This is a genomic window from Ramlibacter lithotrophicus (assembly GCF_012184415.1).
Taxonomy (GTDB): Bacteria; Pseudomonadota; Gammaproteobacteria; order Burkholderiales; family Burkholderiaceae_C; genus Ramlibacter; species Ramlibacter lithotrophicus.
On sequence record NZ_VTOX01000002.1, the window covers coordinates 456,896 to 478,060 of the forward strand.

The 21,165-nt window shown below is 68.5% G+C and carries 16 protein-coding genes and 4 tRNA genes; 6 read left to right on the forward strand and 14 right to left on the reverse strand.

Translation table 11 applies throughout. The features are described from left to right. Positions 1 to 29: 29 nt before the first annotated feature. Complete coding sequence (gene acs / locus RAMLITH_RS08245) at positions 30 to 2,015, reverse strand: acetate--CoA ligase (RefSeq protein ID WP_168106883.1); 1,986 nt, start codon at positions 2,013 to 2,015, stop codon at positions 30 to 32. A gap of 150 nt (positions 2,016 to 2,165) precedes the next feature. Here acs and RAMLITH_RS08250 point away from each other — a divergent pair, with 150 nt between their 5' ends. Next, entirely contained in the window at positions 2,166 to 2,783 is a 618-nt protein-coding gene (locus RAMLITH_RS08250; RefSeq protein ID WP_168106884.1) for a YqhA family protein, read from the forward strand. Between the two features lie 21 nt (positions 2,784 to 2,804). Here the strand turns inward: RAMLITH_RS08250 and fumC are convergent, their stop codons facing one another. After that, positions 2,805 to 4,190, reverse strand: coding sequence for a class II fumarate hydratase (fumC, locus tag RAMLITH_RS08255; RefSeq protein WP_168106885.1), 1,386 nt, complete (start codon positions 4,188 to 4,190; stop codon positions 2,805 to 2,807). A 70-nt stretch (positions 4,191 to 4,260) separates the two neighbouring features. Then, positions 4,261 to 4,629, reverse strand: a complete 369-nt coding sequence (locus RAMLITH_RS08260) for a hypothetical protein (RefSeq protein WP_168106886.1) — start codon at positions 4,627 to 4,629, stop codon at positions 4,261 to 4,263. A 153-nt stretch (positions 4,630 to 4,782) separates the two neighbouring features. On the opposite strand from RAMLITH_RS08260, the gene RAMLITH_RS08265 reads away from it, so the two are divergent. Both RAMLITH_RS08265 and RAMLITH_RS08270 read left to right on the forward strand, forming a co-directional pair. After that, positions 4,783 to 6,336 (forward strand): fumarate hydratase, encoded by a 1,554-nt coding sequence (locus RAMLITH_RS08265; RefSeq protein WP_168106887.1) that lies wholly within the window; start codon positions 4,783 to 4,785, stop codon positions 6,334 to 6,336. A gap of 99 nt (positions 6,337 to 6,435) precedes the next feature. Beyond that, positions 6,436 to 7,932 carry a class I adenylate-forming enzyme family protein gene (locus tag RAMLITH_RS08270; protein ID WP_168106888.1) on the forward strand — a complete coding sequence of 499 codons (1,497 nt, stop codon included), beginning with the start codon at positions 6,436 to 6,438 and terminating at the stop codon, positions 7,930 to 7,932. Here RAMLITH_RS08270 and RAMLITH_RS08275 read toward each other — a convergent pair. The 10 genes from RAMLITH_RS08275 to RAMLITH_RS08320 all read right to left on the reverse strand — a co-directional run bounded on the left by RAMLITH_RS08275 (position 7,902) and on the right by RAMLITH_RS08320 (position 17,205). Next, positions 7,902 to 9,221 carry an MFS transporter gene (locus RAMLITH_RS08275; protein ID WP_168106889.1) on the reverse strand — a complete coding sequence of 440 codons (1,320 nt, stop codon included), beginning with the start codon at positions 9,219 to 9,221 and terminating at the stop codon, positions 7,902 to 7,904. The two genes, RAMLITH_RS08270 and RAMLITH_RS08275, sit on opposite strands and share 31 nt — an antisense overlap. Before the next feature lie 77 nt (positions 9,222 to 9,298). Continuing rightward, a complete protein-coding gene (locus RAMLITH_RS08280; RefSeq protein WP_168106890.1) occupies positions 9,299 to 9,916 on the reverse strand; it encodes a DUF6806 family protein in 618 nt (205 codons plus the stop codon). Between the two features lie 514 nt (positions 9,917 to 10,430). Then, positions 10,431 to 10,523: transfer RNA gene (locus tag RAMLITH_RS08285), tRNA-Leu, on the reverse strand. Between the two features lie 95 nt (positions 10,524 to 10,618). Then, positions 10,619 to 10,692: transfer RNA gene (locus tag RAMLITH_RS08290), tRNA-Cys, on the reverse strand. Positions 10,693 to 10,797: 105 nt separating this feature from the next. Further along, positions 10,798 to 10,873: transfer RNA gene (locus tag RAMLITH_RS08295), tRNA-Gly, on the reverse strand. A 49-nt stretch (positions 10,874 to 10,922) separates the two neighbouring features. Further along, positions 10,923 to 13,361 (reverse strand): endopeptidase La, encoded by a 2,439-nt coding sequence (gene lon / locus RAMLITH_RS08300; protein ID WP_168106891.1) that lies wholly within the window; start codon positions 13,359 to 13,361, stop codon positions 10,923 to 10,925. 178 nt (positions 13,362 to 13,539) lie between these two features. Then, entirely contained in the window at positions 13,540 to 14,805 is a 1,266-nt protein-coding gene (clpX, locus tag RAMLITH_RS08305; protein WP_168106892.1) for an ATP-dependent Clp protease ATP-binding subunit ClpX, read from the reverse strand. Between the two features lie 175 nt (positions 14,806 to 14,980). Beyond that, on the reverse strand, positions 14,981 to 15,589 hold the full coding sequence (clpP, locus tag RAMLITH_RS08310; protein WP_168106893.1) for an ATP-dependent Clp endopeptidase proteolytic subunit ClpP: 609 nt from the start codon (positions 15,587 to 15,589) through the stop codon (positions 14,981 to 14,983). A 180-nt stretch (positions 15,590 to 15,769) separates the two neighbouring features. Next, positions 15,770 to 17,083 (reverse strand): trigger factor, encoded by a 1,314-nt coding sequence (gene tig / locus RAMLITH_RS08315; RefSeq protein ID WP_168106894.1) that lies wholly within the window; start codon positions 17,081 to 17,083, stop codon positions 15,770 to 15,772. 35 nt (positions 17,084 to 17,118) lie between these two features. Then, positions 17,119 to 17,205 (reverse strand) — tRNA-Leu (locus RAMLITH_RS08320). 162 nt (positions 17,206 to 17,367) lie between these two features. Between RAMLITH_RS08320 and hpnC the strand changes: the two genes are divergently transcribed. Genes hpnC through hpnE form a run of 3 tightly spaced genes read left to right on the forward strand, consistent with a single transcriptional unit; the run spans position 17,368 to position 20,348 of the window. Beyond that, the gene (gene hpnC, locus RAMLITH_RS08325) at positions 17,368 to 18,219 is read left to right on the forward strand and encodes a squalene synthase HpnC (protein ID WP_168106895.1); all 852 of its coding nucleotides are present in this window, start codon (positions 17,368 to 17,370) and stop codon (positions 18,217 to 18,219) included. Positions 18,220 to 18,229: 10 nt separating this feature from the next. Beyond that, positions 18,230 to 19,069 carry a presqualene diphosphate synthase HpnD gene (gene hpnD, locus RAMLITH_RS08330; RefSeq protein ID WP_168106896.1) on the forward strand — a complete coding sequence of 280 codons (840 nt, stop codon included), beginning with the start codon at positions 18,230 to 18,232 and terminating at the stop codon, positions 19,067 to 19,069. A gap of 4 nt (positions 19,070 to 19,073) precedes the next feature. Continuing rightward, complete coding sequence (gene hpnE, locus RAMLITH_RS08335; RefSeq protein ID WP_168106897.1) at positions 19,074 to 20,348, forward strand: hydroxysqualene dehydroxylase HpnE; 1,275 nt, start codon at positions 19,074 to 19,076, stop codon at positions 20,346 to 20,348. Here hpnE and RAMLITH_RS08340 read toward each other — a convergent pair. Then, positions 20,341 to 21,033 (reverse strand): HAD family hydrolase, encoded by a 693-nt coding sequence (locus RAMLITH_RS08340; protein ID WP_168106898.1) that lies wholly within the window; start codon positions 21,031 to 21,033, stop codon positions 20,341 to 20,343. The genes hpnE and RAMLITH_RS08340 overlap by 8 nt on opposite strands. Positions 21,034 to 21,165: the final 132 nt, after the last annotated feature.

Consider the following 21,165-nt stretch of genomic DNA (forward strand, 5'->3'; position numbering starts at 1 on the left):
ATCGCGGGGCTTTTTCTTGCCGGGGCCGATCAGACCTTCTCGGCCAACTGTTCCAGGATCGCGGGATTCTCGAGAGTCGACGTGTCCTGCGAGATCGCCTCGCCCTTCGCGATCGAGCGCAGCAGGCGGCGCATGATCTTGCCGCTGCGGGTCTTGGGCAGGTTGTCGCCGAACCGGATGTCCTTGGGCTTGGCGATCGGACCGATCTCCTTGGCCACCCAGTCGCGCAGCTGGGAGGCGATCTGCTTCGCCTCCTCGCCGGTGGGCCGCGATCGCTTGAGCACGACGAAGGCACAGATCGCCTCGCCGGTGAGGTCGTCCGGCCGGCCGACCACCGCGGCCTCGGCCACCAGATCGGTCTTGGACACCAGGGCCGACTCGATCTCCATGGTGCCGAGGCGGTGCCCCGAGACGTTCAGGACGTCGTCGACGCGGCCGCCGATGCGGAAGTAGCCCCGGTCGACGCTGCGGGCGGCGGCGTCGCCGGCCAGGTACAGCTTGCCGCCGAGTTCCGGCGGGAAGTAATTGGCCTTGTAGCGCTCCGGGTCGCCCCAGATGGTGCGGATCATCGCCGGCCAGGGCCGCTTGATCACCAGCAACCCGCCGTCGCCGTTGGGCAGGTCCTTGCCGCCCTCGTCCACGATCGCCGCCATGATGCCGGGCAGCGGCAAGGTGCAGGAACCCGGCACGAGCGGCGTCGCGCCGGGCAGCGGCGTGATCATGTGGCCGCCGGTCTCGGTCTGCCACCAGGTGTCGACGACCGGGCAGCGCTCCCCGCCGACGTTCTTGTAGTACCACATCCAGGCTTCCGGATTGATCGGCTCGCCGACGGTGCCCAGGATGCGCAGGCTGGACAGGTCATAGCGCGCCGGATGGATCGCCTGGTCGCCTTCGGCCGCCTTGATCAGCGAGCGGATGGCCGTGGGCGCGGTGTAGAACACCGACACCTTGTGGCGCTGGATCATGTCCCAGAAGCGTCCGGCGTTGGGATACACCGGCACGCCTTCGAACACCACCTGCGTCGCCCCGGCGGCCAGCGGCCCGTAGGCCACGTAGGTGTGGCCCGTCACCCAGCCGATGTCGGCCGTGCACCAGAACACGTCGGACGGCTTGATGTCGAAGGTCCAGTCCATCGTGAGCCTGGCCCACAGCAGGTAGCCGGCCGTGGAATGCTGCACGCCCTTGGGCTTGCCGGTCGAGCCCGAGGTATAGAGGACGAACAGCGGATGCTCGGCGCCCACCGGCTCCGGGGGGCACTCGGTGCCCTGGCCCTGAAGCACCTCCGTGAAGGTCTTGTCGCGCCCGGCCACCATGGCGCACGGCGTCGGCGTGCGCATGTAGACCAGCACCGAGCGCAGCGTGTCGCAGCCGCCGATCGCGATGCTCTCGTCGACGATGGCCTTCAGCGCCATCTCCTTGCCGCCGCGCATCTGGTAGTTGGCGGTGATCACGGCCACCGCGCCGGCGTCGATGATCCGCTCGTTCAGGGCCTTGGCCGAGAAGCCGCCGAACACCACGCTGTGCGTCGCGCCGATGCGGGCGCACGCCTGCATCGCCACCACGCCCTCGATCGACATCGGCATGTAGACGATGACGCGGTCGCCCTTGCGGATGCCCTGGGCATGCAAGGCGTTCGCGAACTGGCTGACGCGGGCGAGCAGTTCCTTGTAGGTCACGCGCGTCACCGCGCCGTCGTCGGCCTCGAAGACGATCGCCGTCTTGTTCTCCACCGGCGTGCCCATGTGCTTGTCCAGGCAGTTGGCGCTGGCATTGAGTTCGCCGTCCTCGAACCAGCGGTAGAAGGGCGCTCCGGATTCGTCGAGCGTGCGCGTGAACGGCTTGCTCCACGCGACGTGTTCGCGCGCCAGGCGCGCCCAGAAGCCCTCGAAGTCCCGCTCGGCCTCGGCGCACAACGCCTGGTAGGCTGCCATGCCCGAGATGCGCGCCGACTTCACCAGGGACTCGGGCGGCTGGAAAACGCGGTTCTCGACCAGGACGGACTCGATAGCACTCATACTTGTCTCCGGAAGTGGTGAATTCTCGCCGCGGACTGTCCGCGCCCGCACTTACAGGGCACTGACGGCCGGCCAGCGCCAAATCTACCGCGATCCCGCCCCCCGGCGCCGGAAATCTACAATCGCCCCCATCCGTAAAAACCCCTCCCGATGGCCGACCCCAATCCCCTTCAAAGCACCAGATCGCCGCTGCGTCCGCTGCCCGGCCTGATCTTCGCCAGCCGCTGGCTGCAACTGCCCCTGTACCTGGGCCTCATCGCGGCGCAGGCCGTCTACGTGTTCCACTTCTGGGTGGAACTGGTGCACCTGCTGGAAGCCGCGTTCGGCAGCCAGACCGCGCTGCAGCAGCTGATCACGAGCATCGGCTACAAGCAGACGGCGCCGATCACGTCGCTCAACGAGACCGTGATCATGCTGGTGGTGCTGGCACTGATCGACGTGGTGATGATCTCGAACCTGCTGATCATGGTGATCGTCGGCGGCTACGAGACCTTCGTCAGCCGCATGAACCTCGAGGGCCATCCCGACCAGCCCGAGTGGCTCAGTCACGTGAACGCCTCGGTGCTCAAGGTGAAGCTGGCGACGGCGATCATCGGGATCTCGTCGATCCACCTGCTGAAGACCTTCATCAACGCCGACAACTACACCGACCGGGTGCTGATCGCGCAGACGGCGATCCACATCACGTTCCTGCTGTCGGCGATGGCGATTGCGTACACCGACAAGCTGATGGCGGGACCGGTGCCGGCCGGGGCGAAGGGGCACTGAGGCGCGACAGCCTCCCGACTTTCAGCGCCCCACCATCTTCTCCGGCCGCACCCACTCGTCGAACTGCGCCGCCGTCACGTGCCCGGACGCCAGCGCCGCCTCGCGCAGGCTGGTGCCTTCGCGGTGTGCCTGCTTCGCGATCTGCGCCGCCTTGTCGTAGCCGATGTGCGGATTGAGCGCCGTCACCAGCATCAGCGACCGGTCCACCAGTTCCGCGATGCGCTCGCGATTCGGCTCTATGCCCACCGCGCAGTGGTCGTTGAAGCTGGCCATGCCGTCGGCCAGCAGCCGCACGCTCTGCAGGAAGTTGTGGGCGATCATCGGGCGGAACACGTTCAGCTCGAAGTTGCCGGACGCACCGCCGAAGTTGAGCGCCACGTCGTTGCCGAACACCTGGCAGCACAACATGGTCACCGCCTCGCTCTGGGTCGGGTTGACCTTGCCCGGCATGATCGAGGAACCCGGCTCGTTCTCGGGGATCGTGATCTCGCCGATGCCGCTGCGCGGACCGCTCGCGAGCCAGCGGATGTCGTTGGCGATCTTCATGAGGCTGGCGGCCAGCGTCTTGAGTGCCCCGTGGGCATGCACCAGCGCGTCGGCCGCCGCCATCACCTCGAACTTGTTGGCGGCCGTCACGAACGGCAGCCCGGTGAGGCGCGCCAGTTCCGCGGCCACCCGCTCGGCGTAGCCCGGCGGCGCATTGAGGCCGGTGCCGACCGCGGTGCCGCCCAGCGCCAGCTCGCACAGGTGCGGCAGCGCGCCGTGCAGGTGCCGGTCCGCCTGCTCCAGCTGGGCGACATAGCCGGAGAACTCCTGCCCCAGCGTCAAGGGCGTCGCGTCCTGCAGGTGCGTGCGTCCGATCTTGACGATGTGGTCGAACGCCTGCGCCTTGGCCGCGAGGGTCGCCTTCAGCTTCATCAGCGAAGGCTGCAGCCGGTTGCGGATCGCATCCACCGCGGCGACGTGCATCGCCGTCGGGAAGACGTCGTTGGACGACTGGCTCTTGTTCACGTCGTCGTTGGGATGGATCAGCCGTCCTTCCCCGCGCGGCCCGCCGAGCAGTTCGCTGGCGCGGTTGGCGAGCACCTCGTTCACGTTCATGTTGGTCTGCGTGCCGGAACCGGTCTGCCACACCACCAGCGGAAACTCGTCGTCGTGCCGGCCGGCCAGCACCTCGTCGGCGGCCGCGATGATGGCCGAGGCCTTGTCCTGGGACAGCAGGCCCATCAGGTGGTTCACCACGGCCGCCGAGCGCTTGACCTGAACCAGCGCGCGGATGATTTCGCGCGGCTGGCGCTCACCGGAGATGTCGAAGTTGAGCAGCGAGCGCTGCGTCTGCGCGCCCCACAGGCGGGCGGCCGGGACCTCGACCGGGCCGAAGGTGTCGTGTTCGATTCGCATTTTCATGGCGGCGGCGGGATGCGGTGAAGCAACGTTCACCGTATCAGAGTTGGGAACGCTTGTGTGCCGTGGCCGCTCACGGCGGGCCGGCCGAGATCCAGTCGATCGCCTCGTCGAGGCTGGTGAATGTGCGCAGTCGCAAGCCGAGCCGCTGCGCCGCCTTTTCGCTGGTGCCTTTCCGGTTGGCGGGCGTGACCACCGTGGCGACCTGCTCGAGCCGGCCGAACCGCTCGGCGACATAGGCGCCGAGCGTCAGGTGGTTGGTGAAGCTGAGCGACGAAATGTCAGTGGCCAGCAGGTCGATCAGCGCACGCCGGTACCCCGCGCGAGCGGCAATCGTGGCGACGAGGTCGGCCAGGCCGCACAGGTCCGTCAGCGATGCCGGACCGCCGGCCGCCACCAGCAGGTGCGGCAGGCCGTGGTGCACGGTGACGTTGAACGGCATCGCTGCAGTCTAGCGCGCGGCGCGCCCGCGCAGGTGGCGGGACGCCCGACGTTTGCGAAAGCGTTACCTGATCCACCTCAATGCGCACCCGGGTCCCGCTCGGCAGCGGGTGGGATAATTGCATAGTCTCCGCTAACACTGCCCGAGCCCACCATGAGCACCAGCATCAAGCAAGCCGACCTGATCGAATCCGTCGCGGCGGCGCTGCAGTACATCAGCTACTACCATCCGGCGGATTACATCGCGCACCTCGCCCGCGCGTACGAGCGCGAGCAAAGCCCCGCGGCCAAGGACGCGATCGCGCAGATCCTCACCAACAGCAAGATGAGCGCGATGGGGCACCGCCCGATCTGCCAGGACACCGGCATCGTCAACGTGTTCCTGAAGATCGGCATGGACTGCCGGCTCGATGGCTTCACCGGCAGCCTGGAAGACGCCGTCAACGAAGGCGTGCGCCGCGGCTACCTGCACCCGGACAACACGCTGCGCGCCTCGGTGGTGGCCGACCCGCAGTTCGAGCGCAAGAACACCAAGGACAACACGCCGGCCGTCGTCAACGTCGAACTGGTGCCGGGCAACACGGTGGAAGTGACCGTCGCGGCCAAGGGCGGCGGCAGCGAGAACAAGAGCAAGATGGTCATGCTCAACCCGAGCGACTCGATCGTCGACTGGGTGCTCAAGACGGTGCCGACGATGGGCGCCGGCTGGTGCCCGCCCGGCATGCTGGGGATCGGCATCGGCGGCACCGCCGAGAAGGCGGTGTTGCTGGCCAAGGAAGCGCTGATGGAAGACCTCGACATGTACGAGCTTCAGGCCAAGGCCGCGCGCCGCGAGAAGCTGTCGAAGGTGGAGGAGATGCGCCTGGAGCTGATGGAGAAGGTCAACGCGCTGGGCATAGGCGCGCAGGGCCTGGGCGGCCTCACGACGGTGCTGGACGTCAAGATCAGGATGTTCCCGTGCCATGCCGCCGGCAAGCCGGTGGCCATGATCCCGAACTGCGCCGCCACGCGCCACGCGCACTTCGTGATGGACGGCTCCGGCCCGGTCTACCTCGATGCACCGAGCCTCGACCTGTGGCCCAAGGTGGAATGGGCGCCGGACACGCAAAAGAGCAAGCGCGTCAACCTCGACACGCTGACCAAGGAAGAAATCGCCACCTGGAAGGCGGGCCAGACGCTGTTGCTGAACGGCAGGATGCTCACGGGCCGCGACGCCGCGCACAAGCGCATCCAGGACATGCTGGCCAAGGGCGAGCCGCTACCGGTGGACTTCACCAACCGGGTGATCTACTACGTCGGCCCGGTGGATCCGGTGCGCGACGAGGTGGTGGGACCGGCCGGCCCCACGACGTCGACGCGCATGGACAAGTTCACCGACATGATGCTCGCGAAGACCGGCCTCATCGGGATGATCGGCAAGTCGGAGCGCGGTCCCGAGGCCATCGAGTCGATCCGCAAGCACAAGGCAGCGTACCTGATGGCGGTCGGCGGTGCAGCCTACCTGGTCTCGAAGGCGATCAGGAAGTCCAGGGTGGTCGGCTTCGGCGACCTCGGCATGGAAGCGATCTACGAATTCGAGGTGGTCGACATGCCGGTCACCGTGGCCGTGGACGCCGGCGGCACCAGCGTGCACACGACCGGCCCGGTCGAGTGGTCCAGGCGCATCGCCACCGGCGAATTCAGGAACATTCCGGTCGCGGCGGCCTGAGGCCGGCCGGCGGGGCGGGCGCGCGCCGGAAGGGACCGCGTCCTTGCCGCTCGCGGGGCGGCTTGGTATAAGTTGCCACGCCCTCCTCCGGTTCCGCCCATGTCCACTTCCCGCGGCTTCACCTCGTTCACCGACGCGATCGCGTTCCAGGCGCGGCTGGATCCGCATTCGGTGGCGGTGCGCCTGAGCTCGCGCGAGATCGGCTATGCCGCCTTCTGGAACGACATCTGCAAGGTGACGGGCCACCTGCAGGCGCATGGCCTGCCGCGCGGCACGCGAGTGGCCGTGCACGTGCAGCACCTGTACCTGCGCTGGCTGGCGATCCTGGCGCTGGCGCGGCTCGGGCTGGTGTCGGCGTCGCTGTCCGACGCGCCGCAGGAGTTCGAGCTGGTGGCGCCGCAGGTGGTGATCAGCGACACCACCTTCACCGCGCCGGGCGCGACCGTGATCCAGGCCGGCGACCACTGGCTCGAGGGCGAGCACGACCCCACGTTCGAGCGGCGCGACACCGATGCCGACCCCGACGCGCCTTGCCGCCTGGTCGTCTCGTCCGGCACGACGGGCACGCCCAAGAAGGCCGTGCTGACCGGGCGCGACGTGTGCGAGCGCCTGCGCGCGAACGCGCGCACCTACGGGCTGCATCCGGGCGCGAGCCTCGCCACCACCATGAGTCCGCAGGCGATCGGCGGCTTCACGATGCCGCTCTCCTGCTGGGCGTCCGGCGGCGCCGTCGTGATGGCCTCGGTGCCGGCGAGCCAGGCGCTGCTGCATCTGCTGCGACTGCGACCGCAGGTGCTGTTCCTGTCCGTCGTGCAGCTGGCGGAATTGATGCAGACGCTGCCGCCCGACTACCAGCCGGCGTACCAGCCGCGGATCTATGTCGCCGGCAGCGCGATCCCCCCGCCGCTGGCCCGGTCGGTCCGGCTGCGGGTGACCCAGTCGCTGTTCGTGGTGTACGGCTCCACCGAGGCCGGCACGGTGACGGCTGCCCACGCGGCACGCGCGGAAGAACGGCCCGGTTTCACCGGCCACGTCGTTCCCGGTGCGCAGGTGGAGATCGTCGACCAACGCCACCGGGTCGTCCCCGCCGGGCAGCCCGGCGAGGTGCGCATCCGCGCGGAGGGAATGATTCGCCGCTACGAGGACGACGCCGGCGCGGCCGCGAGCTTTCGCAAGGGCTGGTTCTATCCCGGCGATGCCGGCATCCTGGACGAGAGCGGCGGGCTCACCATCATCGGCCGCACCCGCGAGGTGATGAACTTCGGCGGCGTGAAGCTCGCCCCGGAAGCGTTGGAACACGCGCTGCACGAGTGCCCCGGCGTGGTCGAACTCGCGGCGTTCGCGCTGGTGGCCGGCGGCCGGCAATTGCCATGGGTGGCGGTGGTCGCCGGCGAAGACTTCCGCAACGAGGCCCTGGCCGGCCGCTTCGGCGCGGCGTTTCCGGGGCTGCCGGCGCTGTCCATCGTCCGCCTCGAACAGCTGCCGCGCAACGCGATGGGCAAGGTCATGCGCGGCCAGCTGGCGGCGATGGTGGGCGCCGCGCTCGCCGGCAACGACGCCGGGTCTCAGCCGGCGCGGCCCCGATCGTCCGCCTGAAGCGCCGCCGTGCGGCCACGCTGCACGTCGATCGGCAGCAGGAGCGCGAGCCCCGCGACGAACAGCGCCGTCGTCGACAGGATGGCCAGCCGCTGGTTGCCGCCGGTGGCCCAGGTGATCGCGCCGTAGCTGAGCGGACCAATGATGCTGGCCAGCCGGATGGCGAAGGTCCACAGGCCGTAGAACTCGGCGAGCTGGCGCGGCGGCGCGAACATGCCCGCCAACGCGCGTCCCGCCGACTGGCTCGACCCCATGCACAGTCCGGCGATGGCGGCGGCCCACCAGAAGCCGCCCTTGGTCGTGGTGAGCGCCGCGATGACGCAGGTGGCGACCCAGCCCACCAGCGTGCTGCCCAGCGCCAGCTTGTGGCCCACGCGATCCTGTAGGTAGCCCCACGCGAAGGCGCCAGCCGCCGCCGCGAGGTTCAGCACGAAGATCAGCACCATCGTTTCCTGCTGCCGGAAGCCGATCACGGTTTCGGCATAGATCGCCGCGAGCGTGACGGCCACGGCCACGCCGCCCTGGTAGCAGACCGCGCAGGCCATCAACCACATGAAGTCGCGGAACTGCCGCGCGTGCGCGAAGGTGCGGTGCAACTGGCGCAGCGACGCCTTCAAGCCGCCCTGGCGCAGCGCCTGGGGGTTGGGCTGCGCCCGCTCGCGCAGCAGGCGGAACGTCACCAGCGCCGCCGCGCCGTACAGCACCGCCGTGATCACCATCGTGACCGGCACGAACTGCGCCGCGGCGATGCCCTGCCCCTGCGCCCAGATGACGTACCCCAGGCACAGTCCCAGCGCCAGCATGCCGCCGAAATAGCCGAAGCCCCAGCCCCAGCCGCTCACTTTCCCGAGCGAATGCTCCCGCGCCAGTTCCGGCAGGAAGGCCGCGGTGAGCGACTCGCCGTAGGAGTAGAAGGTGTTCGAGACGACGATCAGCAGCATCGCCAGCGCCACGCTGCCCGGGCGCGCGAGCGCGAGGGCGGCCGTCGAGACCACGCAGGCGGCCGTGAACAGCGCCAGCAACCGCTTCTTGGCCGCGCGCAGGTCGGCGTAGGCACCGATGCTGGGCATGGTCAGCATGACGATCGCGTACGAGACGCTGAGCGCCGCCGTCCACGCGAAGGTGGCCCACGCCGCCTTGCCGGCGATGCCGCCGACGAAGTACGCGGCGAAGACCGCCGTGAGCACCACCGTCGTGTACCCGGAGTTCGCGAAGTCGTACATCGCCCAGCCGAACACCTCGCGCTTGCGCACGCCGGGGTTCAGCGCGTCCTGCGAAAACACTGCCATGGGCGACCCTCCAGCGGCGGATTGTGGAGCAGCGCGCCGCCGCCTTCGAAAAGGCCCGCTGCGCGGGCCCGGTTCACCTAATGCAGCCGCCGCGGCCGGCGGCCGCCGGCGTGGCCCGAACCGCCGCCGCGTGGCGGCTTGCCGATCTCCAGCGAGTTCACGAGGGCGTCGAAGCGCTGGCTGAACAGCTTGTCGATCTCGGCGACGACCCCGCCCAGCTCGGCGCCGTCGAAGTGGCGCTCCATGAGGTTCACGACGTCCTCGACCAGCAGGTCGCGCTGCACCTGCATGATCGCCGCCGGCGTCGGTCCCACGAACAGCATCAGGAAGTCGTCTCGCGCCTCTGCTTCCGGCGGCTCCTCTTCCTCGTCGAACTCGGCGTCGTAGAACGTCACCTCGATCGCGGCGCCTTCCTGCGACAACTCGTTGAGGCTCATGCACATCTCGTCGAGCGACTGGCGGAAGTCCTCGTCGCCGGGCACCGTCCAGCACATGCGAAGCACGTGCTCGGGTGCATCGAACTTGATGCCGGGTTCTTCCTCGTAGGCGCTCTCGGCGCCGTCGGCCAGCGAGCGCGCGCCGGCGTACGTCCACAGCGGCTTGAGCGCGTCCTGCAACTGGGCATAGGTCACGTCGGCGCGCAGTGGCACATCGCCATGGACATGGATTTCGAACGGAGCGTTGTAGCGTGACATGGGATCGGATTGTCTCCCGTTGGCAAGGCACTGCTCCGGGCGCCCCGGTACAGCTCGCGCGGGGCGGACTCTTGGGCAAGATTGTGCCACCGCCGCGGCGGCGAGGAATGCCACGCCGCCGCGCGTCTGCGCCAGCCGGTAACGCGTGGCGGGCGCCGTGGTGCGTCGACCCGGGATCGAACCCGGCGCGCTCGCGCGCCTTTCATGACGGCCGAGGCGGCGTGCCGGTTCGATGCCGTGCAAGACGTGGTGCCTCGACCCGGGATCGAACCCGGCGCGCTCGCGCGCCTTTCATGACGGCCGAGGCGGCGTGCCGGTTCGATGCCGCGCAAGACGTGGTGCCTCGACCCGGGAGCGAACCCGGCGCGCTCGCGCGCCTTTCATGACGGCCGAGGCGGCGTGCCGGTTCGATGCCGCGCAAGACGTGGTGCCTCGACCCAGGATCGAACCCGGCGCGCTCGCGCGCCTTTCATGACGGCCGAGGCGGCGTGCCGGTTCGATGCCGCGCAAGGCGTGGTGCCTCGACCCGGGATCGAACCGGGACGCCGCCTTTCGGCTGAGCGGCGGATTTTAAGTCCGCTGTGTCTACCTGTTTCACCATCGAGGCCGCAGGCGATTGTGATTCAAAACGGAATCAGCTTCGGCGCGGCAGCGGCGCGCAAGGCAAACAGCCCCGGCACTTGTGGTGCCGGGGCTGTCATCTGGAGGCGCGACCCGGAGTCGAACCGAGCTGAACGGATTTGCAATCCGCTGCATAACCGCTTTGCTATCGCGCCGAAAAAAAGGGAAGCGCGAGCTTCCCTTTTGCCGACCTTGTCGGAAAATGCAGCGCTGCTGCTTTTTCCAACCGTCGAAAAGCAGCATCGCTGCCTTTCTGAAATTGGAGCGGGCAAAGAGTCTCGAACTCTCGACCTCAACCTTGGCAAGGTTGCGCTCTACCAACTGAGCTATGCCCGCATCGAGCCTCGAATTATAGCGTAGTTTTTCCGCCGTCCGCAACAGCGCTTCAGTGTTTTATCGAAACCGGGCGCGGCGCGGGCTGCGCGCCCTGCGCCGCCGGCGCGATCGGCGCGGCACCGGCTGCTGCATCGTCCTCCGGCAACGGCGTCGGCTGGCGTTCCAGCGCCACTTCGAGCACCTTGTCGATCCACTTCACCGGGACGATCTCGAGACCGCTCTTCACGTTCTCGGGGATCTCCTGCAGGTCCTTCCTGTTCTCTTCGGGGATCAGCACCGTCTTGATGCCGCCGCGCAGTGCCGCGAGCAGCTTCTCCTTGAGGCCGCCGATCGCCGTCACTTCGCCGCGCAGCGTGATCTCGCCAGTCATGGCGACATCGCTGCGCACCGGAATGCCGGTGAGGGCCGACACCAGCGCGGTGGTCATCGCCGCGCCCGCGCTCGGACCGTCCTTGGGCGTGGCGCCGTCGGGCACGTGGATGTGCATGTCCTTCTTCTCGAACATCTCCTCGGTGATGCCCAGCCGCCGGGCGCGGCTGCGCACCACGGTGCGCGCCGCCTCGACCGACTCCTTCATCACGTCGCCGAGCGAGCCGGTGCGCAGGATGTTGCCCTTGCCGTTCATCAGCGCCGCCTCGATCGTCAGCAGGTCGCCGCCGACCTCGGTCCAGGCGAGGCCGACCACCTGGCCGACCTGGTTCTGCTGCTCGGCGCGCCCGTAGTTGTACTTGCGCACGCCCAGGAAGTCGTTGAGGTTCCCGCCATCGACGGTCACCTTCGGCTTCATCTTCTTCAGCTGCAGGCCCTTGACCACCTTGCGGCAGATCTTGGAGAGCTCGCGTTCCAGCGAGCGCACGCCCGCCTCGCGCGTGTAGTAGCGCACGATGTCGCGGATCGCTTCCTCGGTAACGAGCAATTCGTCCTCGCGCACGCCGTTGTTCTTCATCTGCTTGGGCAGCAGGTACTTCAGCGCGATGCTGGTCTTCTCGTCCTCGGTATAGCCCGACAGGCGGATCACCTCCATCCGGTCCAGCAGCGCCGGGGGGATGTTCATCGAGTTCGAGGTCGCCACGAACATCACGTCCGACAGGTCGAAATCGACCTCGACGTAGTGGTCGCTGAACGTGTGGTTCTGCTCCGGGTCCAGCACCTCTAGCAGCGCGCTCGACGGATCGCCGCGGAAGTCGGTACCCAGCTTGTCGATCTCGTCCAGCAGGAACAGCGGATTGCGGGTGCCGACCTTCGACAGGCTCTGCAGCACCTTGCCCGGCAGCGCGCCGATGTAGGTGCGGCGGTGGCCGCGGATCTCGGCCTCGTCGCGCATGCCGCCCAGCGCCATGCGCACGTACTTGCGGCCGGTCGCCTTCGCGACCGACTGCCCCAGCGACGTCTTGCCCACGCCCGGCGGGCCCACCAGGCACAGGATCGGCGCCTTCACCTTGTCGACGCGCTGCTGCACCGCGAGGTACTCGAGGATGCGGTCCTTGACCTTCTCCAGGCCGTGGTGGTCCTCGTTCAGCACGTCCTCCGCATGGGCGAGGTCGTGCCTGATCTTGGTCTTCTTGCTCCAGGGCAGCGCCGTCAGCACGTCGATGTAGTTGCGCACGACGGTGGCCTCGGCCGACATCGGCGACATCAGCTTCAGCTTCTTCAGCTCCGCGTCCGCCTTCTTCTTGGCGTCCTTGGGCATCTTGGCGGCCTTGATCTTCTTCTCGATCTCCTCGATGTCGGCGCCTTCCTCGCCTTCGCCGAGTTCCTTCTGGATCGCCTTGACCTGCTCGTTCAGGTAGAAGTCGCGCTGGTTCTTCTCCATCTGGCGCTTCACGCGCCCGCGGATCTTCTTGTCGACGTTGAGGATGTCGACCTCGCGCTCGATCTGCTCGAACAGGTTCTCCAGGCGCAGCTTCACGTCGGACAGGTCCAGCACGATCTGCTTGCTGTCCAGCTTGAGCGGCAGGTGGGCGGCGATCGTGTCGGCGAGGCGCCCCGGATCGTCGATGCTGGAGATCGACGTGAGGATCTCCGGCGGAATCTTCTTGTTGAGCTTGACGTACTGGTCGAACTGCTGCATCACCGCGCGCCGCAGCGCCTCGGTCTCGCTCGACTTCGGATCACCCTCTTCGGCTTCCATCGGCATGACGTTCGCGACGAAGTGCTGGTCGCCGTCGTCGATGCGGTTGACCCGCGCGCGCTGCTGCCCCTCGACCAGCACCTTCACGGTGCCGTCCGGCAGTTTCAGCATCTGCAGGATGGTGGAGACGCAGCCGACCTCGAACATGTCGGAGACGGAAGGCTCGTCCTTGGCGGCGGCCTTCTGGGCCACCAGCATGATGCGGCGCTCCGCCTCCATGGCGGCCTCGAGCGCCTTGATGCTCTTGGGCCGGCCGACGAACAGCGGGATGACCATGTGCGGAAAGACCACGACGTCGCGCAGGGGCAGCAACGGCAGGTCGATCGGCGCGGCGGGCAGTGGAACGTGTCCGGACATGGGCGAATCCTCAGGTTATCCGGTCGAATATGGGACCGGGAAGACGGATTTTCAACCCAGGGCCATGGGTATGGGGCCGTGAGGGTTGTATTCGTCGGAAATTCATTGTCGCCGCCGCGGCGATCCGCAGCCCGGGATACGGCGGGCGTGTGCCGGCGGCGGCGCGGGCCGGAATGGCTCAGGCCTTCTTGGCCGCCTCGCGGTACACGAGCAGCGGCGGCTTGTTTTCCTCGATGGTCGACTCGTCCACCACCACCTTGTCGACGTTGGTCGTGTTGGGCAGCTCGAACATCGTGTCGATGAGCGACTGCTCAAGGATCGAGCGCAGGCCGCGGGCGCCGGTCTTGCGGGCCAATGCCCGCCGGGCGATCGCGCGCAAGGCGCTGGGCCGCACCTCGAGGTCGACGCCTTCCATCGCCAGCAGCTTGGCGTACTGCTTCACCAGCGCGTTCTTCGGCTCGGTGAGGATCTGCACCAGCGCGTCTTCGCTCAGCTCGGACAGCGTGGCGACCACCGGCATGCGGCCGACGAGCTCGGGAATCAGCCCGAACTTGATCAGGTCCTCCGGCTCCACTTCGCGGAAGACGTCGGTCAGGCTGCGCTGGGCCTTGCTCTTCACGGTGGCGCCGAATCCGATGCCGGAGGCTTCGGTGCGCTGCTCGATCACCTTTTCCAGGCCGGCGAACGCGCCGCCGCAGATGAACAGGATGTTGGTCGTGTCGATCTGCAGGAAGTCCTGGTTCGGGTGCTTGCGCCCGCCCTGCGGCGGCACGCTGGCCATGGTGCCTTCGATCAGCTTCAGCAGCGCCTGCTGCACCCCTTCGCCGGACACGTCGCGCGTGATCGACGGGTTGTCGGACTTGCGCGAGATCTTGTCGATCTCGTCGATGTAGACGATGCCGCGCTGGGCGCGCTCCACCTCGTAGTTGCAGCTTTGCAGCAGCTTCTGGATGATGTTCTCGACGTCCTCGCCGACATAACCGGCTTCGGTCAGCGTCGTGGCGTCGGCCATCACGAACGGCACGTCCAGCATCCGCGCCAGCGTCTGCGCGAGCAGCGTCTTGCCCGAGCCGGTCGGCCCGATCAGCAGGATGTTGCTCTTGGTGAGCTCGACCTCGTCCTTCTTGGCCTTGTCCTTGTGCCGCAGGCGCTTGTAGTGGTTGTAGACGGCCACGGCGAGCCCGCGCTTGGCCGGCTCCTGGCCGATCACGTAGTTGTCGAGGTTGGCCTTGATCTCGGCGGGGGTCGGCAGGTCGCCGCGCGCCTCGCGCGTGTCCTCACCCGCCGGCAGTTCGTCGCGGATGATTTCGTTGCACAGGTCGATGCACTCGTCGCAGATGAAGACCGAGGGGCCCGCGATCAGTTTCTTGACCTCGTGCTGGCTCTTGCCGCAGAACGAGCAGTAAAGCGTTTTCTCGCTGGAAGAGCCTTTTTTCTCGGCCATGGATGTGCCTGCAGTAGCTTGAGATTCAATGATAACCACGAAGCGCGGCACCGGCGCCGGAGCGCGGGAGCCCGCCTTGTAGGGCGCGGCCGCAAAACAACAGGGGCTGGCGGCCGGCGGCAGGCCGTGGAGCCGGCAGGTTCGACTGCGCGGCCGCCGCGAGGTTCCGCCCGCGTCAGGGGCGCTTGGCGATCACCTGGTCGACCAGGCCGTAATCCTTGGCTTCGTCCGCCGACAGGAAATAGTCACGCTCCGTGTCGCGGGCGATCTTCTCCAGCGGCTGGCCGGTGCGCTCGGCGAGGATCCGGTTCAGGACCTCGCGCGTCTTGAGGATGTCGCGGGCGTGGATCTCGATGTCCGTCGCCTGTCCCTGCATGCCACCCAGCGGCTGGTGGATCATCACCTTCGAATGCGGCAGCGAGAACCGCTTGCCCTTCGCGCCGGCGGCGAGCAGGAAGGCCCCCATGCTGGCGGCCATACCGGTGCACAGCGTGGAGACGTCCGGCTTGATGAAGTTCATCGTGTCGTAGATCGCCATGCCGGCGCTGACGCTGCCCCCGGGGGAATTGATGTAGAACGAAATGTCCTTGTCGGGATTCTCGCTCTCGAGGAACAGCAGCTGCGCCACGACCAGGTTCGCGGTCTGGTCGTTCACGGGGCCGACCAGGAACACCACGCGCTCGCGCAGCAGGCGCGAATAGATGTCGTAGGACCGTTCGCCGCGGCCGGACTGCTCGATGACGATCGGCACCATGCCGAGGGCCTGGGTGTCAAGTGAACTCATGGGGAAAAGACTCCGTGTGCTGTGCTGTCTTGCGCTGTTCGTCGGTACTGTATCGCCAAACTGACATGGGGTTGCCTGGCGCGACTGCAAGCCCGCACGGGGGACGCAGCGTCCGGCCCCGCATAGCCCCCGCGCAGGCGGGGCGGGCAAGGCCGGGCGCGGAGCCCGGCGGCAACAGCATCAGCCCTGCTGGCCCATCAGCTCGTCGAACGACACCTGCTTTTCCACGACCTTGGCCTTGGACAGCACGAAGTCGGTGACATTGTTCTCCACCACGATCGCCTCGACGTCGGCCAGGCGGCGGTTGTCGCTGTAGTACCAGCGCACCACCTCCGCCGGCTTTTCGTAGCTGGCGGCCAGTTCTTCCACGTGCGCCTTGATCTGCTCGGGCCGGGCCTGCAGGTTGTTGGCACGCACCAGCTCGGCGACCACCAGGCCCAGGCGCACGCGGCGCTCGGCCTGCGGGCGGAAGATGTCCTCGGGGATCGGCGCCTTGTCGGCGTCCTTGATGCCGCGCTGCTTCAGGTCGGCACGAGCGCCCTCGATCATGCGGTCGAGCTCGGCCTGGACGATCGACTTCGGCAGGTCCAGCTCGGCCTTGGCGACGAGCGCGTCCATCACGGCCTGCTTGTTGCGGGCCAGCAGGCGGAACTTGACTTCGCGCTCGAGGTTCTTGCGGATGTCGCCCCGCAGGCCGTCCACCGTGGCGTCCTCGATGCCCAGGGACTTGGCCAGCGCATCGTTGACTTCCGGCAGGTGGGCGGCCTCGACCTTCTTGACGGTGACCATGAAGTCGGCCGTCTTGCCGGCCACGTCCTTGCCGTGGTAGTCCTCGGGGAAGGCCAGCGGGAAGGTCTTGCTCTCGCCGGTCTTCATGCCGCGCACGGCATCCTCGAATTCCTTGAGCATCTGGCCGTCGCCCACGATGAACTGGAAGTCGTCGGCCTTGCCGCCCTGGAACGGCTCGCCGTCGATCTTGCCTTCGAAGTCCACCGTGACCCGGTCGCCGTCCTGCACGGCCGCGTCGTGCGCCCGCTGGGCGAAGGTGCGGCGCTGCTTGCGCAGGATGTCGAGCGTGCGGTCGATCGCCGCCTCGGTCACCTCGGTGCCGGTCTTCTCGACCTCGGCATCGGCCAGGTCGGCGATCTTGACTTCCGGATACACCTCGAAGACGGCATCGAAGGCCAGTTGGCCATCCGGCGCGCCTTCCTTCTCGGTGATCCTGGGCTGGCCGGCCACGCGCAGCTTGGCTTCATTGGCGGCCTGGGCAAACGCCTCGCCGACCTTGTCGTTCATGACCTCGTAGTGCACCGAGTAGCCGTAGCGCTGCGCCACGACCGTCATCGGCACCTTCCCCGGGCGGAAGCCGTCCATGCGGACGGTGCGCGCGAGCCGCTTGAGGCGGCTGTCGACCTCGGACTTGATGACGTCGACCGGCAGGGTCAGCGTCATCTTGCGCTCCAGCTTGTCGAGGGTTTCTACGTTCACGGCCATGTTGCTCTCTCTTCAACTGTCTTGAAAAAGGTGTCTGGTGCGCGGGGCCGGACTCGAACCGGCACGCCATCGCTGGCGTCAGGACCTAAACCTGGTGCGTCTACCAATTTCGCCACCCGCGCGGTGAGAACGAGAAAGCGGGCGCCCAGCATGCCTGAACGCCCGCCCGTTCGGTCAACCTTTGATTTTACCCGGGAAGCGCGAGGGCCCGGAGGGCGGGCGCGCCGGGGCGGTCCTGATCGCGGCGATGCTGCCCGCTGCGGAGCACCAGCGACAATCCCCGCGTGAAAGCCCCCGCCCTGCCCGACGTCCGCACGCCCGAGGAGAACTTTCCGGTCGCCTCGTGGCTGTGCCCGGCGCGGCTGCGGCCGCCGATCGCCGCGATCTACTGGTTCGCTCGCACCGCCGACGACCTTGCCGACGAAGGCACGGCTCCTGCAACCCAGAGGCTGGCCGACCTCGACGCCTACCGGGCCGACCTGGCCGCCTGCTTCGCCGGCGACCCGGTCTCGGCACGCTGGCGCCCGGTCTTCGAGCGCCTGGCCCTGGCCGTGCGCCAGTTCGCGCTGCCGCAGGCGCCGCTGGCGGCGCTGCTCAGCGCCTTCCGCCAGGACGTCGTCAAGACGGCCGGCGGCACCGGCTATGCCGACCGCGCCGAACTGCTGGATTACTGCTGCCGCTCGGCCAACCCTGTCGGCCGGCTGCTGCTGCACCTCTACGGCGTGACCGAGCCGCGCGCGCTGGCGTGCAGCGACAGCATCTGCACCGCCTTGCAGCTCACCAACTTCTGGCAGGACCTCGGCGTCGACGTGCCGCGCGGGCGGCTGTACGTCCCGGCGCAGGACTGCCACCGACACGGGCTGGAACCGGATCGTCCCGGCACCTGGGCCGGCGATCCGGCCACGCCACGCCTGGTCGCGAACCTCGTGCAATGGGCCAGGCAGACGATGGAGGAAGGCGCTCCGCTGGTGCACATGGTGCCGGGACGCGCCGGGTGGGAACTGCGCCTGGTGGTGCAAGGCGGCCTGCGCATCCTGGACCGGATCGAGGCGGGCGGCTTCAATCCGTTCCGCGTCCGCCCCCGCCTGCGGCGCCGCGACTTCGGACCGCTGCTGTGGCGCGCGGCGCAGATGTGACAATCGCCCGGTGAATTCCGACGAATACGTCCGCGAACAGGCGATCGCCTCGGGCAGCAGCTTCTACTACGCCTTCCTGTTCCTGCCGCCGGAGCGCCGCGAAGCGATCACGGCCTTCTACGCCTTCTGCCGCGCCGTCGACGACGTGGTGGACGAGGTCACCGATCCGGGCGTCGCCGCGACGAAGCTTGCCTGGTGGGAGACCGAGGTCGGCCGCACCTTTGCCGGCGCACCGACCCACCCGGTGACGAGGGCGCTGGCGCCGCGAACGGCCACGTTCGGCATCGAGCAGGACCAGTTGCTGGCCGTGATCGAAGGCTGCCGCATGGACCTGCAGCAGACCCGCTACCTGGACTTCCAGGGCCTGCAGCGCTATTGCCACCTGGTGGCCGGGGTCGTCGGCGAAGTGTCGGCCCGCATCTTCGGCCAGAGCGATCCGGGCACGACCGAGTACGCCCACCGGTTGGGGCTGGCCTTCCAGCTCACCAACATCATCCGGGACGTCGGCGAGGACGCGATGCGCGGCCGGATCTACCTGCCGATGAACGAGCTGCAGCAGTTCGACGTCAAGGCGCACGAGATCCTGAACCGCCAGTACTCGGATCGGTTCACGGCCCTGATGCGCTTCCAGGCTGAACGCGCGCACCGCCTCTATGACGAAGCGCTGGCGCTGCTGCCGCCGGCCGACCGCCGCAGCCAGAAGCCGGGCCTGATGATGGCCAACATCTACCGCACGCTGCTGCGCGAGATCGAGCGCCACGACTTCCAGGTGCTGCACCAGCGCGTGAGCCTGACCCCGCTGCGCAAGTTCTGGCTGGCGTGGAAGGTGCAGGCGCTCGGCCGGCTGTGACCGCATGAAAGTGGCCGTCATCGGCGGCGGCTGGGCCGGGATGGCGGCGGCCGTCGCTGCCATCCAGGCCGGACATCGGCCCACCGTCCTCGAAGCCGCGCCGCAACTCGGCGGCCGCGCCCGCGCGCTGCCGGTCCGCGGGCCGGACGGCGGCGCGCTGCGACTGGACAACGGACAGCACATCCTGGCCGGCGCGTACCGCGAAACCCTGCGCCTGATGCGCAGCGTCGGCGTGGCGCCGAAAGACGCGTTGCTGCGAATGCCGCTCACGCTGCGCTTTCCCGATGGCGGCGGACTGGCCCTGCCGCCGTGGCCGGCGCCGGTCGATGCCGCCGCCGGCATCGCCATGGCGCGCGGATGGAGCGCCGCCGACAAATGGTCGCTGGCACGGACGGCCTGGCAATGGCGCGCAGCGGGCTTCGAATGCGGCGCGGCCGCATCGGTCGCCGACCTGTGCCACGGCCTGACGCCCAACGTGCTGGCGGAACTGGTCGAGCCCTTGTGCGTGTCGGCGCTCAACACGCCGGCGGCCCGTGCGAGCGGCCAGGTCTTCCTGCGGGTCATGCGCGATACCTTGTTCGAGCCGGCCGGCTCCAACCTCCTGCTGCCGCGCACCGACCTCGGCAGCCTGTTCCCGGAAGCGGCCGCGCGCTGGCTGGCCGGACGCGGCGGCGAGGTGGCGACCGGCCAGCGCGTGCGGGAGCTGGCCCCCCGGTCGCGGGGCTGGCGGGTCGACGGCCGCGATTTCGACGCGGTGCTGCTCGCGTGTCCGCCGCAGGAGGCGGCCCGCCTCGCCGAAGGCAGCGGCGCCGCGGCGCCGTCGTGGCCGGCGCTGGCCCGCGGACTGCAGCACGAGGCCATCGCCACCGTGTACACCAGCGGCGGCCCGCGCCTGCCACTGCCGATGCTCGCGCTGCGCACGGGACCGCAGGGGCCGGCGCAGTTCGTGTTCGACCGGTCCCGCCTGGGCGGCCCGCCGGGGCTGCTCGCGTTCGTCGTCAGCGCCTGCACGTCCGACCGGGAGCAAGCCGAGCACGAGGTGGTGCGGCAGGCCCACGCCCTGGGGTGGACCGCGGTGCGGCCGCTGCAGACGGTGGTCGAGAAGCGCGCCACCTTCGCCTGCACGCCCGGCCTGCAACGGCCGCCGCAGCAGGTCGCCCCCGGACTGCTGGCCTGCGGCGACTACGTGGAAGGCCCTTACCCCGCGACGCTGGAAGGCGCGGTGCGCTCGGCACTGCAGGCGGTCGCGGCGCTGGCGCCCGCCGGCACGGTCACCTGAAGAGGGCGCAGAGTTCGTCCAGGCTCGCCAGCGTCACGTGCGGCTCGGCCTGGTGCGGCCACAGCTGCTCGGACCGGTTGACCCACGCGGCCTGCATGCCGGCGTTGAGCGCGCCCAGCGCGTCGAGCGTGGCGTCGTCGCCGACGTGCAGCACCTGTTCCACGTTCAGGTCCAGCGCGCCCGCGGCCGCGTGGAAGATGCGCGGATCGGGCTTGCCGATGCCGAACTCGCGCGCCGAAATCGAGGCGCGGAAGAACGAGCCGAGTCCGACGCGGCCCACGTCGGCATTGCCGTTGGAGATGCATGCCAGCGGGAAGCGCGCCGAGAGGAATTCCAGCGCCGGCCTGGCGTCGTCGAACAGCGTGACGCGCTGGCGTTCGGCGAAGAACACCTCGAACGCCTCGTCGGCCAGCAGCGGATTCTCGCCGGCCCGGTACAGCGCCAGCCGGATCGATTCGCGGCGGATCGCGCTCAGGTCGTGCTTGAGTTCCGGCCGGTTCGCCTTCATGTGGTCGCGGATCTCCTGCAGCGCCTGCGGGCTCGAAAAGAGCGCGGCGGACATCGGTGCCCGCTCCACCAGCCAGCCGTGCAGGACCTTCTCGGCGCGCTCGATCGTGGGCAGGACCGGCCACAGCGTGTCGTCCAGGTCCAGCGAAATGCCCTTGATTCTCGTGAGGTCCAGCATGTCAGTCTCCGCCGAGCCGCCTCAAGGAGACTGAAGCCCCCTTGGGGGGCAGCGAACGCCAGTGAGCGTGGGGGCACACATTCTTCCGCCGAGCCGCCTCAAGGAGACTGAAGCCCCCTTGGGGGGCAGCGA

Bases quoted from the DNA above. Each gene is read 5' to 3' on its own strand.
- acs (WP_168106883.1), bottom strand. From the start codon at position 2,015: ATGAGTGCTATCGAGTCCGTCCTGGTCGAGAACCGCGTTTTCCAGCCG.
- RAMLITH_RS08250 (WP_168106884.1), top strand. From the start codon at position 2,166: ATGGCCGACCCCAATCCCCTTCAAAGCACCAGATCGCCGCTGCGTCCG.
- fumC (WP_168106885.1), bottom strand. From the start codon at position 4,190: ATGAAAATGCGAATCGAACACGACACCTTCGGCCCGGTCGAGGTCCCG.
- RAMLITH_RS08260 (WP_168106886.1), bottom strand. From the start codon at position 4,629: ATGCCGTTCAACGTCACCGTGCACCACGGCCTGCCGCACCTGCTGGTG.
- RAMLITH_RS08265 (WP_168106887.1), top strand. From the start codon at position 4,783: ATGAGCACCAGCATCAAGCAAGCCGACCTGATCGAATCCGTCGCGGCG.
- RAMLITH_RS08270 (WP_168106888.1), top strand. From the start codon at position 6,436: ATGTCCACTTCCCGCGGCTTCACCTCGTTCACCGACGCGATCGCGTTC.
- RAMLITH_RS08275 (WP_168106889.1), bottom strand. From the start codon at position 9,221: ATGGCAGTGTTTTCGCAGGACGCGCTGAACCCCGGCGTGCGCAAGCGC.
- RAMLITH_RS08280 (WP_168106890.1), bottom strand. From the start codon at position 9,916: ATGTCACGCTACAACGCTCCGTTCGAAATCCATGTCCATGGCGATGTG.
- lon (WP_168106891.1), bottom strand. From the start codon at position 13,361: ATGTCCGGACACGTTCCACTGCCCGCCGCGCCGATCGACCTGCCGTTG.
- clpX (WP_168106892.1), bottom strand. From the start codon at position 14,805: ATGGCCGAGAAAAAAGGCTCTTCCAGCGAGAAAACGCTTTACTGCTCG.
- clpP (WP_168106893.1), bottom strand. From the start codon at position 15,589: ATGAGTTCACTTGACACCCAGGCCCTCGGCATGGTGCCGATCGTCATC.
- tig (WP_168106894.1), bottom strand. From the start codon at position 17,083: ATGGCCGTGAACGTAGAAACCCTCGACAAGCTGGAGCGCAAGATGACG.
- hpnE (WP_168106897.1), top strand. From the start codon at position 19,074: ATGAAAGTGGCCGTCATCGGCGGCGGCTGGGCCGGGATGGCGGCGGCC.
- RAMLITH_RS08340 (WP_168106898.1), bottom strand. From the start codon at position 21,033: ATGCTGGACCTCACGAGAATCAAGGGCATTTCGCTGGACCTGGACGAC.